We start from the raw sequence: 11,400 nt of genomic DNA on the forward strand, positions 1-11,400 counted from the left end.
ATGTATTCACCTGCCGATGCCTCTACCGGCCATCGACTAGTACGTTCCACCCTTTCTGCTGAAGATTGAAGACGTGACTCCGGCCGGTATCGGAGGGGGGGCTGTTTCCGGTCAAGTCGAGGGTGCCCCCGCCGGCTCCAAGGGAATCGAGGGTGGCGAGTACGGAATCTACGGCTGCAGTTGTCAGCCTGTTGTTCTGTGCAAAGACTCTGGTGAGGCCCGTGCACCCGTTGAGGGTCAGGCTCGTCAGCTCGTTGTCGTTGATTACCAGCTCTCCTCCCGTTCCATCCACGAACCCGCCTGTGAAATCCGCCGCCGAATACCTGTTGCCGTATGCCCGTACACTCATGATAAGGGGTGAGGCCGTCTTCAGCTCCCCTTCCTGATTGTCGTTCCATATCCAGAGTTGCCGGAGGACCGGCCACTGGGTCAGATTGTTGTAAAGCCGCGGGTTGGAAATCTGAGGGTTGTCCCTGGTGCAGATATGCCACATGCGGGCTCCCGTCGAGCCCCAGGTGATTGTGGGATACTGATTCACCGCTGCCCTCAGGTCCTCAAGATTTGTGGAGCCGGAGAGATCCAGTGCCTGCAGCGGGTTGCCCTCCACGTTCAACCGCACCAGGGCGGGGGTGTTTGCCAGATTTATTGAGGTGAGCGAGCCGTTGAAGATCTCGACGGTCCTGAGGTTGATGAAATTGCTGAAATCAATCGACGGGATCTTTGAATAGGAGGCGCAGAACAGCTCCAGGAACGGCGCTACCACCGCGAGGCCGCGGACTTCGGACACGTCCTGCTGGGGGATCTGTCTGATGTCGCTGCTTCCGTCGTCTGAGGCGTCATATCCGACATTTATCCCGCTGAGGGCGCTCCAGGGGGTGACCACGAGGGTATGGGTGCGGGTTGCGGCCGAGCCGAAGTCTTTGACGGGTGTAGGGGAGTCGCTGGTGGTGCCGTCACTCCAGGTCCAGCTGACAACCCCTCCTTCTTTTACCGACAGTACGGGGGCAAATGAGGCACCTGTCGTAGTGAAGGTAATGGGGCCGTCAGGGTCGGTATCTACGCTGCTCAAGGTGCTGCCGCCGTTGCCGCCTCCTCCTCCGCAGCCGAAGATGGCCAGGAATGATACTGCCGATAACAGGACGAGTGCTGCTCGTAGTTTCATTGTCGATCCTCCGTGTTGGCGCGGAACCCCCCGGCAATAGCAGGAGAATCCCGCAAATGATCCGGCGCGGCATGAATGGCTGCGTCCGGTCGGGCGTTAGTGAGATTAGGAGCTGTCGGACCGGGCCCCGCCGGGAGGGATAATTATGGCGTGACGGTGCCGTGGCTTCGAGGCCTGTCCGGAGTGCTGTGATTATCTACGTTAATACTATTTAACATATAAAACTTTTTCCGCAATGAGAGGGGGACGGGCGCGAGCGATGGGTGGGAAAAACCATTCCTCGATTTCGGCGTGCTGATTCCGCGTGGCTCACTTCTGGGGAAGCCTCACCACGGAGAACCAGTAGTCTTCGATGCTTCTGATGATCCTGTACATTTCCTCAAGCCCCATCGGTTTTGTGATGTAGCAACTGGCATGGGATGAGTAGGAAAGGGCCACATCTGCCTCCGATTCGGATGTGGTCAGTATGATAACGGGGATGACCTTCAGGTCGTCATCATTCTTGATCTCCGAGAGCACCTGGCGCCCGTCCTTTTTCGGCATGTTCAGATCGAGCATTATCAGGTCTGGGCGCGGAGCCTCGGCGAATCTTCCGTTGCGGCGAAGAAACTCGACAGCTTCCACCCCGTCTCCAACGGTTGAGAGGTTTATCCGGTAGCGGCTTTCCGCAAAGGCTTCCTGCATCAGAAAAGCATCGGCCTCGTTGTCTTCAACCAGCAGAATGTCAAAGGACTTGCTCATGGTCGTATCTCCTCGGGAAGGGTGAACCAGAAGGTCGAGCCTTCGCCCGGCGTCGATTCCACCCATATTCTTCCTCCGTGCGATTCCACGATCTTGCGGCAGATGGCGAGCCCCATGCCGGTGCCCGGATACCGGGACCGGGGATTAAGCCGCTGGAACATGACGAAGATCTGATCGAAGTACTGGGACTCGATGCCGATGCCGTTGTCGTGGACCCCGAACAGCCATTCGTGCTGTAATCGGCTGACGGAAATGTGGACAGAGGGCCGGACATCCTTCCGTCTGAAGCTCAGGGCATTCTCCACGAGGTTCCGGATCAGTTGCACGAGCTGTCCCATGTCGCCGGTGATGCGGGGCAGTGCGTCCATGGTAATGACAGCTCCAATTTCATCCAGTCGCTGCTTTACCCCTTCGAGGGCCTTTTCGGCTACCTCTTTCATTGAAACCGGAGCCGGGTTCCACGTTGGGGAGCCAAGTTCGAAAAAGGCGAGAATATCGTTCACCAGGGCTGAGATGCGATTGGCTCCCTCCACCGCGAATCCGATGTACCTGTCCGCTTTCTCGTCCAGGAGCCCCCGGTATTTCAGGGCAAGAAGCTCCACGTAGCGCGTCACGTTACGCAACGGTTCCTGGAGGTCGTGAGACGCCACATAGGCGAACTGCTGGAGTTCCCGGTTGGAGCGCTCCAGGGCGGCTATTGTGTAGCGCAGCCTTCGCTCGACCTGTTTCCGCTCAGTTATGTTGTGGACGATCTTGGAGGCCCCGATGATGTTGCCCCTGGCATCGGTGATGGGGGAGAGGGTAAGCTCTACTGGAACTGTCGTGCCGTCTTTACGCAGGCGCACCGTCTCAAAGCGGTCCTGGATTCCTTCCCGCATTTTTCTCACCATTTCCAGCCCCTCCTGTTCAAGGCCGGGGGGGAAGAGCATCGAAACGTGCCTACCGAGTGTTTCTTCCGCCGGATACCCGTAAAGTCTTTCGGCCCCCTTGTTCCAGGTCTGTATGATGCCGTTCAGGTCTTCGCTGAAGATGGCGTCTTCGGCGCTGTCGACGATGGCGGCAAGCCTTCCCATGGCTTCCTCAGTACGTTTCTGCTCGGTGATGTCGCGGAAGAAGATCGCCATGCCGTCGGCATACGGGCGGATATGTACCTCGAAGAGCTTTTTTTCCTGCTGATATGAGTAGTATTCGTGGAAGCTCGCCGGCTCCTTCGTCTGCATCGCCCGCCGGTATTCCTCCTCTATCCAGGAGCCTGAAGATTCGGGACGTTTTTCCCAGTAGGTTTGTCCCAGCATGTCGCGAGCTCGCATCCCGGTAAGCTCCTCGGCCCTTCGATTGAAATAGGTTATCCTCCACTGCCGGTCCAGAGCGATGAAGCCGTCGCTCATGCTGTCCAGGATGCTCTCTATCCTTTCCAGTGCTAATTTAAGATCATGTATGTCGGTGGACGTGCCATACCACTTTATGATCTCCCCAAGTCTTGAGCGGAGCGGAACGCTCCGGCAGAGATGCCACCGGTAGTCGCCGTCGTGCCGCCTGATCCTGTGCTCGACTTCGTACTGATCCCCTGTTTCGACCGAATGCAGCCATTTCTCTTCCGTAGCCATCCGGTCCTCGGGATGGATCCCGGCGAGTATCGCAATGTTGTCGTGCTCTTTCAGACCAACATAATTCTCAAAGGTGCGGTTGATGAAGTCGACGGCGCCGTTGGCCGTAGCCGTCCATACCAGGTTCGGCAGGAGGTCGGCGATCATCCTGAATCGCCGCTCGCTTTCGCGCAGCTCTTCTTCCGCCTGCTTCCGTTCCGTGATGTCGATGTTGATGCCGATGATCCTGAGGGGAGGGCTCCGGTTCTCCATCTCAACATAGGCTTGCCCCCTGGACGCCAGCCAGCGAACGGTTCCATCCGGCATCGGTACACGGTATTCGAGCTGGAAGGTGCTGCCGGATGCAGGGTCGCAAGCCTGCCGCGTAGCATTCTCGATGAGGTGCCGGTCTTCGGGGTGGATGAGCTTAAGCACCTCCTCATACGTCGTGCGGCCGTCTGCCGGAACCCCGAACAGGGCCAGCGAATTCTCGTCCCAGGCCACTGTGCGGGAAGCTGTGTCCATGTCGAATGTTCCCATCCGTGCGGCATTAAGCGCCAGCTGGAGCTTCTTCGAATGGTAGCGCGCCTCTTCTTCGGCCCGCTTCGCTCTCCGCGCGTACCCCAGCATCAGCGGATAGAGAAGCAGCGCGGAGAAAAGGATGAAAAGAATCCCCTTGTATACCGAGATGAGGAACCTGAGGTCGTGCTCGGCCACCAGCGCGGCGAGGACTCGGTCGGAAGTGTAGATCCAGAGCGTACCGAAGATAAGGTAGGCGACGATGATGCGCAGAAGGCTTGTGTGCTCGGACCTGGAGAGCTTCATGCCTGGACTCCGTCGAGTCTTCCTGCGGAGGTGAATAAATCTCTATATCTGTAACTTTATCAGTTCCCCGGATATCGGCAAAAAAGAGGGTGGGAGTATTGCAATCCGCAGCGGGCTCTTCATTCAGTCGGGCGCTTAAGGTCGGTGATGTCGCGGAATCTCCCTGCAAGCCCGATGATGGGGCCGGACACTTGCAACAGCGTTCGCCACGAGCTTTTACTATTCTATCCCTGGCAGATCTTTGGGCAATACGAGGATTTCAGGTCTTACAAAAATCTGCATGAAGTGAGGATTGTGCCGATAAAGACTGGAACGGTCATCGTGCGGTTACCGTTACCACCACACGGGGAGAAGTCGCCCCACGCATTGCGGAAGGTTTAGCATGATGAAAGCAGCTCACTGGATGAAGCTGGCGCTTCCGGTCGCCATGGTGTTTCTTCTTACCGTGCAGAAAGGAAACGGTTTCCTCCTGCTCATTATTATGCCCTTCTTTCTGGCGGCCCTGGTCTACAGCCTCGTGCTGATGATCAGGCGGCCCGGCGAGCGCAGGAGCCGCGGGATACGCCTCGCCGTCTGGTGCACGATGCTGGCTCTCTCCGGCGCCCTTCAGGCATACTGGAGCGCGGCTTCCCGCAGCGATGCCGAATCGGCCCTGAAGGGGGTGCTGGCGCACAAGGAGCGCACCGGGGTGTATCCGTCGGACCTGGGGAAGGCGGGTATAGATGAGACGTACCTGAGAGAGAAGTCGGGGGTGAGATACCGGATGAGCGATGGACGCCCCTTTCTGGCGTACCCGGCGGCATTCATGCCGCTGACCATGCAGGAGTATGATTTCCAGGTGAAAAAATGGAAGCGCAACGCTTATTAGCACGGATGAGGACTATACTTACTCAGCCGGTGCCGGAGGCGCCGGGCATTCCCACTGTTGATGAAGTGATGTCACAACCGGCCGCTCCACAGGGGCAGAAATCGGAATGATAGAACTAGAAGACATAGATGTAGAACTGATGAGGAGTGCGTGGAAGAAGGAATTCATCCGCCTGGGCATCCTCGCGACGACTGTGAAAGCTGGTGACGAACTTGTCTTTTACAGTAAGACCGGGATTGATTCACATGAAGAGGAGAGGTTGACGTTGATGCTCGGTGTGAGGGTAAGGGTCAGGGAGATATGCGGGGATGAAACGGAGCAGTTCGAAAGAGCCTTCCAATACGCGACATGCACCCCTAAAGCCTCTGTCGGCGCCTGCCCGGCATGCGGAAGCGTGCAGTCGATACCGATATGGTACGGTCTGATAGATAGGGAGGAATTTGACGGGCTGCAGGAAGAGAATTTCGTGCAGGGGGGGTGCCTGCTTGAAGAAGATTCACCCACTCACCAATGCACCGGATGCGGGTGCAGGTACATTCTGGAGCAGGTTGAGATGCCGATACGGCATGAGGAGAATTGATGAGCATTGCGGAAGGACGTATAGCGCCGTCTGGCCTGTTCAGGCTGACCGGCTACGATCAGTACGATTACTGCGACTACCGTGTGGGAGATTATCCGAGCCTCGAAATCGCCATCAGGGAAGCCCGCTCAAGAGCCCTGACTCCCAATGCCGTTCCCTCATCATTCTCCGATATCTTTTTCGTGTACGACCACCTCGGCGTTTGCAGGTACAGGGTTACCCACGACGAGCTCATGGAAACCGGCGCTTCGGGTGCTCCATAGCTCCGCATCCCCTCCTGGCCGGCGACTACAGTTCTATGATGAACTCCGCGCCCCTGCCTGTATTTCTCGCCCTCAATGTCCCACCCATGTTCTTCTCGATTATCGCCTTGGACATGAACAGGCCGATGCCCGTTCCCTTGTCGGGACCCTTCGTCGTGAAATAGGGCTCGAAGATCTTGTCCAGAAGATCGGGACCGATTCCTCCCGCATTGTCGGCGATAGCGATCACCGTCCTACCGTTCACCCCCGAAAGTGTCACCGCTACCTCGGGCGCCTCGATCTCGTTCTCCACCAGCTGATCCCGGGCATTTAGAAGAATGTTCAGGATCACCTGTGCGAATTCGCCAGGATGCCCCGTGACCGGCGGGTCATTCAGAATCTGCAGCTTAACCCCTATGCCGATCTCCCTGAAACTCCCCTCCATTATGGAGACGGCCTGTTGCAGTATTTCGGCGGGGGAGAAGGTGGCGGCTTCCTCGCTGCGTCGGAAGTAGTTCCTGAAATCATCTATGGTCGCAGACATGTGGTGGATGATCGTCATGCATTTCTCGGCCGTAGTGCTTATGTAGGCTTCGGTAGCTTCTCCCAGGCTGAACATGATGGGCATCTGCTGAATGTAGAGCCCCAGCGTGTTGAGCGGCTGACGCCACTGGTGGGCTATGTTGTTCACCATCTCTCCCATTGCCGCGAGACGGTTCTGCTGGATCAGGTATCTTTCCTTTTCCCGTTGTTCCTCCGCTTCCTGAAGGCGGTGCAGCATCTCATGGTGCTGCAGTTCCTTGGCCTCCTCTTTTTTCTGCACCTCGCGCTGCAGGCTTTCAACCGCTTGCGCCAATTCGAGAGTCCGCTCCCGAACACGTTTTTCCAGCAGTTCCTGCGATTTCCTCCTTTTTTCTTCCTGCCGCTGTTTCTGCTGGCATTCCGACAGGAAATCGAAGCTGAACTGCTCCCAATTCACCGTAGCTGCGGTTTCTTGCAGATTCATCCATCCCTCCTTTTCGTCATGAAATAGAAAGCAGGTGATGAGGCCGGAAAAGAACGTTATAAGATTTTTAATTATAACAAGCTATTTATTGATTGCATCATCGGCCGGAAAAAAAGAGGGGGAAAAGATGCGACTGGGCAGAGGGGAGAGGAGCCGTTACTCGCCGTCGCTAGCGGATTATGATGTTGCTGATGAGCGCGGTACCGCCGGCTATCGTCAGCGAGCCGTTAATGGTAGTGAATCCGATGTCGGTGAGGAAAGAGCCGTCTTTCCCCCCTTCCAGAACGGTAGTTATCGGCTTGTCCAGTACGATATCTTCATGGAAGGTGGAGGCCTGCAGCCTGATGGTGCTGTCGTTACCCAGGGCGTTGTAGGCGGACTGCAGGGTGGAATATCTCTGCATCGTTTCCGCCACCGATACAGTCTCTTTCCGGACGAAGGCCGCACTTACGTTTCTGGCTGCGCCCATTGAAACGGTGCAGGTTCCAGTGCCGCTGCAGTCCCCGCTCCACCCGGCAAAGTCCGCGTCCCATGAGGGCACGGCCTGGAGGCTGACGGTGGCGGTATCGCTGAACGAAGCACTGCACCCGGCGGAGGACCCGCTGATACAGGCTATGCCTGCCGGGTTGCTGTCGACCCGCCCAGTACCGGTGCCGCTTGGCGTGACGTTCAGTGTGTCGTACCGCACCGGCGTGACGCTGTCGGAGGGGCTGGAGGGCTGGCTGCTTCCGGCGGCGTTGGTTGCCGTGACGGTGAATGTGTAGGAGGTACCGTTGCTAAGGCCTGTGACGGTGATGGGGCTGCCTGTCCCGGTTGCGGTAATGTTCCCCGGTGCGGCGGTGACCGTGTAGCCGGTGATGGTGCTGCCTCCGTCGTCAGACGGTGCGGTGAAGGAGACGGTCGCGGTCTGGTTGCCTGCAGTTGCGGAGCTGATCTGTGGGGGGGGCGGAGGGACGATGGCGGCGAATGTGGCGCTCACGCTGTGGTCTGATGTAATCGGGCCGAAGGAATGGGTGAATGATGTCCGCTCCGAGACAGTTCGAGGGACCCCATCTACAGTAACTGCAGCCAGGAAGTTCCCGGAGCCGGGAATGGCGGTGCAGGCTGCGGGAGTGCTGTAGGTGACCAGAGTCCACGGGGTGCAGGTAATCGTGCCGTTGCCGCTTGTTGCCGTGCCGATGGTGAATGTCAGGGGGGTGAAGGAGAAGTTGACGTAACAGTCCGCGGAAATGGTCCCGGTGGTGTAGCTGTTGCCGGTGAAGCTTCCCGCCGGGCAGGTGCCGCCGACGTCGCCCGGTTTGTGTCCTGCCGCCGGGCTGACCGCGAAGGTGGCCGAGGTGCCGCTGGTTACGGTGACCGGGCTGGCCGACGCAATGCTTCCGTTGGACCCGGTGACGGTTCCGGTCACCGTATATGTGGCGGTGCTCCTCACTCCCGAAAGGGCGAAATCATCGATCTGCCAGTACCAGTCGTATCTGGCGTTGTAGTAGCGGAACCTGACGGCCACATACTGCCTTCCGGCCGCCAGTGCGGATATATCGAGCTTTTCGGCGGAAGGTCCGTGATCGGCTCCGCTCTTTCTCCAGACGTTGTTCCAGGTCGCCCCGCCATCGGTGCTAAGATCCACATCGCAGATCTCGTCGCTGTAGTACCGGAAATATGTACGGAAGCTCAGGTAGGCCTTGGTGAAGCTGGTGAGGTCGTAGATCGGGGACTTCAGGACTGTATCCATGGTGACGCGTCCGGCGTAGTCGCTGTCGACCACGGCAAAGCCGCCGCTGCCACCGGTCTGGTTTCCCCGACGGGCGGGGTCGTCGAAGCGCCACCCGGCAGATGTGCCGGAGACGGTCCACGCGGCAGGACTAGCGCCGCTTGAAAAGGATTCTGAGCCGACGGACGTGGTGGCGATGAATTCCGCCTGGACGGTCTTGCTGCCATTCATGGTGAATGTACAGGTGGATGCTGTGCCGCTGCAGGCTCCCGACCAGCCGGCGAAGGCGGAGCTGCCGGCAGGCGTTGCCGTAAGGGTGACGGTGGTGCCTTCGGGCACCGAAGCGGTACAGGACGTTCCGCAGTATATCCCCATGGACCCGCTCACCGTGCCGCTTCCCGCACCGGTTTTCGTAACAGTGAGGGGATGGCCCGTTACATTGCCCAGGATGCTTGCGGCGGTATCGACCTCTATTCTTCGCTTCACCAGACCGTTTCGGATATCGGTGATGCTGGTCCCCGAGTTGAGAAGCGCCGTGAGGATCTCGTCCACGGTGGCGGCGGGCTTTACCGACTTGAGGATGGCCCAGGCTCCGGCGACATGCGGGGTGGCCATGGATGTGCCGTCCCATGACGCATATCCGCTCCCGGGAACGGATGAACTTATGGCGGACCCCGGTGCCAGTAGAGTGAGGATCGAGGCGCTGTTGGAGTAGGATGCCACATAATCCGACTTGGTGGTCGCCCCGACACTGATGGCTGTGGAGATACATGCCGGGGCAGAGATGCTGGCTGCATACCCCTCGTTGCCGGAGGCGATCACCGTGGCGATCCCCGCTGCGCGCAGGTTGTCGACGGCCGCCTTGAGGGAAGCCTGAGAAGCGTCGCAATAGCTCCCGTAGGAGCCGCCTCCAAGGCTCATGTTCACCGACGATATGCTGTAGGTGCCGCGGAGGCTGTAAACGTACTGAAGAGCGCTGATCTGGTCGGACGTGTACGACATGACGCAGGGCCCTGTTGCGCCGACGCCGCAGGCGGAAACGGGGAACTGTGAGAAGACCTGCACGGCAACTATGCCCGCGTCCTTTGCCACACCGCTGAAGGTCGGGCCTTTGCCTGCGGCGATACCTGCAACGTGGGTCCCATGGTCGCAACCCTCCACAGCTGAGCTGCAGTTGGCGCCCGAGCCCGGAGCCGTAGATCCCCTGGTGCAGACCGCCGTGGACCCGTCCGGGGTATACGTGGTGGAATAGCATGCTTCGGCGACCACTTTCCCGGAGAGGAAAGGGTGGTTCTTGTCGACGCCGGTGTCGAGGATTGCCACTACCTGGCCGGTGCCGGTGTATCCATTGAACATTCCGCCGGCGTCTCCTCCGATAAGGGGCACGCTTTGGGCCAGCGCCGGCGGGACCGGTATGTCCTCCTCTATCGCGTCTATTTCAGCGGAGCCAGCGAGAGTTTCAAAATCGGCAGGATCCACATCCAGAGCCATGTAAGGGATGAAATCGAACTTCTTGGCGCTGGCGGCATTTTTGCGGGAGAGTCTGGCGAGGACCCGGTGCTGGGCGGCGGCTATTGCGGTCCGCTGCCTCCCGGCAGCGGCCTTCTCCTTAAGTTCCGCATCGAGCTGGAACGTGCCGTTCAGTTCCACCGGGGGAGCCAGACGGACAATGATCTTTGCGGACCCTTTCTCCTTGAGCGACCTGTCTATCTTTTCCAAATGAGGAATGGAGAGGTGGGGCGCACCGGCCGGGCGGAGAGAGTGTGCCGACGCGTTGAGTTCAGCGGTTGCAACGGCTGATGACATTAACAGGAGGAAAAGAAATGTCAGCTTTTTCATGACTCGGTTGAGAGCCTTTCGGCCGGTATTATTGCTGCAGCCTTGCCGGCAGGTCATCCTGCCCGTGATCGGGTTTTTTGCCGTGCAAAATATGCTCCCGTTCCGTTGCCGAGTCTTTACGGATATTTGCGGCGACGGAGCGGGGACGGAGACGTTTTAAGGGGCAGTGAAATCGCGGGAAGGTACGAGAAGGCGCGGGAAAAGGCAGAGACGGGCGCTATCTGCCAGGAAGAGCCGCAGTCGCTCTAGACAGCCAACCGTGCAACGCAGTCATCGATGGCGTCGAACAGATGATCGAAGCTCAGAGGTTTAAGGAAGTAGTGGTCGATAGTCACGGCCCTGTCCCTGGATGCCTCCCGAATGGTTTTGTCACCATAAGCAGTGATGAGGATTGTCTTGGTTTCCGGCTTTATGGACTGAACGAGCTGAGCCAGTTTGATGCCATCTATTTCAGGCATATTGACATCAGTTATAAGTATGTCCGGAAGGTACCTGCTGAAGTCACTCAGCCCTTTTCTTCCGTTGTTTGCACACATTACCGAGAAGTCGGGAAAGCAGAGGGAAATCATCTTGCTTATCAGTTCCAGGGCTATCTCGTCATCCTCACACACCAGTACGGAAACATTGCTGCGTGACGTCAAGTTCATCCTCCTGCCCGAAGCTGATAATGAGAGTGCGTTGCGGCAAAGTAACACAACTGTCGATGCTGCGCAATCATTCCCGTAACAAAAGAGGAGGGTGACTTCCGTTCCACTTGGTGAACCGAAAGTGAAACTGTCTATAATGGTTGCTTTTTAACTTGTCCGTATATATTCTGCCTCCGATACGACAAAGCGGAGT

9 protein-coding genes are annotated in these 11,400 nt (G+C 58.0%); 3 read left to right on the plus strand and 6 right to left on the minus strand.

The window, feature by feature from the left end:
• Positions 1 to 22: 22 nt before the first annotated feature.
• From CFB04_RS01470 to CFB04_RS01480, 3 genes are all read right to left on the minus strand, one after another.
• Positions 23 to 1,162 (minus strand): hypothetical protein, encoded by a 1,140-nt coding sequence (locus CFB04_RS01470; RefSeq protein ID WP_088533615.1) that lies wholly within the window; start codon positions 1,160 to 1,162, stop codon positions 23 to 25.
• Between the two features lie 309 nt (positions 1,163 to 1,471).
• Positions 1,472 to 1,903 carry a response regulator gene (locus CFB04_RS01475; protein ID WP_088533616.1) on the minus strand — a complete coding sequence of 144 codons (432 nt, stop codon included), beginning with the start codon at positions 1,901 to 1,903 and terminating at the stop codon, positions 1,472 to 1,474.
• Positions 1,900 to 4,314: a PAS domain S-box protein gene (locus CFB04_RS01480; protein ID WP_088533617.1), complete on the minus strand. Its 2,415-nt coding sequence runs from the start codon at positions 4,312 to 4,314 to the stop codon at positions 1,900 to 1,902. The genes CFB04_RS01475 and CFB04_RS01480 overlap by 4 nt, the downstream gene beginning before the upstream one ends.
• A gap of 382 nt (positions 4,315 to 4,696) precedes the next feature.
• On the opposite strand from CFB04_RS01480, the gene CFB04_RS01485 reads away from it, so the two are divergent.
• From CFB04_RS01485 to CFB04_RS01495, 3 genes are all read left to right on the plus strand, one after another.
• On the plus strand, positions 4,697 to 5,182 hold the full coding sequence (locus CFB04_RS01485; protein ID WP_088533618.1) for a hypothetical protein: 486 nt from the start codon (positions 4,697 to 4,699) through the stop codon (positions 5,180 to 5,182).
• A 106-nt stretch (positions 5,183 to 5,288) separates the two neighbouring features.
• Positions 5,289 to 5,762 (plus strand): hypothetical protein, encoded by a 474-nt coding sequence (locus CFB04_RS01490; RefSeq protein WP_088533619.1) that lies wholly within the window; start codon positions 5,289 to 5,291, stop codon positions 5,760 to 5,762.
• Positions 5,762 to 6,025 (plus strand): hypothetical protein, encoded by a 264-nt coding sequence (locus CFB04_RS01495; RefSeq protein ID WP_088533620.1) that lies wholly within the window; start codon positions 5,762 to 5,764, stop codon positions 6,023 to 6,025. Before CFB04_RS01490 ends, CFB04_RS01495 begins: the two co-directional genes overlap by 1 nt.
• Positions 6,026 to 6,050: 25 nt before the next feature.
• Here the strand turns inward: CFB04_RS01495 and CFB04_RS01500 are convergent, their stop codons facing one another.
• The 3 genes from CFB04_RS01500 to CFB04_RS01510 all read right to left on the minus strand — a co-directional run bounded on the left by CFB04_RS01500 (position 6,051) and on the right by CFB04_RS01510 (position 11,201).
• Entirely contained in the window at positions 6,051 to 7,010 is a 960-nt protein-coding gene (locus CFB04_RS01500; protein WP_088533621.1) for a sensor histidine kinase, read from the minus strand.
• Between the two features lie 169 nt (positions 7,011 to 7,179).
• Complete coding sequence (locus tag CFB04_RS01505) at positions 7,180 to 10,560, minus strand: S8 family serine peptidase (RefSeq protein ID WP_172825416.1); 3,381 nt, start codon at positions 10,558 to 10,560, stop codon at positions 7,180 to 7,182.
• 245 nt (positions 10,561 to 10,805) lie between these two features.
• On the minus strand, positions 10,806 to 11,201 hold the full coding sequence (locus tag CFB04_RS01510) for a response regulator transcription factor (protein WP_157698684.1): 396 nt from the start codon (positions 11,199 to 11,201) through the stop codon (positions 10,806 to 10,808).
• Positions 11,202 to 11,400: the final 199 nt, after the last annotated feature.

The sequence above is a fragment of the Geobacter sp. DSM 9736 genome (assembly GCF_900187405.1).
In the GTDB taxonomy this organism is placed as follows: Bacteria; Desulfobacterota; Desulfuromonadia; order Geobacterales; family Geobacteraceae; genus DSM-9736.

Coding starts and splice junctions, on each gene's coding strand:
- CFB04_RS01470 (WP_088533615.1), bottom strand. CDS start 1,162: ATGAAACTACGAGCAGCACTCGTCCTGTTATCGGCAGTATCATTCCTG.
- CFB04_RS01485 (WP_088533618.1), top strand. CDS start 4,697: ATGATGAAAGCAGCTCACTGGATGAAGCTGGCGCTTCCGGTCGCCATG.
- CFB04_RS01505 (WP_172825416.1), bottom strand. CDS start 10,560: ATGAAAAAGCTGACATTTCTTTTCCTCCTGTTAATGTCATCAGCCGTT.
- CFB04_RS01495 (WP_088533620.1), top strand. CDS start 5,762: ATGAGCATTGCGGAAGGACGTATAGCGCCGTCTGGCCTGTTCAGGCTG.
- CFB04_RS01500 (WP_088533621.1), bottom strand. CDS start 7,010: ATGAATCTGCAAGAAACCGCAGCTACGGTGAATTGGGAGCAGTTCAGC.
- CFB04_RS01490 (WP_088533619.1), top strand. CDS start 5,289: ATGATAGAACTAGAAGACATAGATGTAGAACTGATGAGGAGTGCGTGG.
- CFB04_RS01475 (WP_088533616.1), bottom strand. CDS start 1,903: ATGAGCAAGTCCTTTGACATTCTGCTGGTTGAAGACAACGAGGCCGAT.
- CFB04_RS01480 (WP_088533617.1), bottom strand. CDS start 4,314: ATGAAGCTCTCCAGGTCCGAGCACACAAGCCTTCTGCGCATCATCGTC.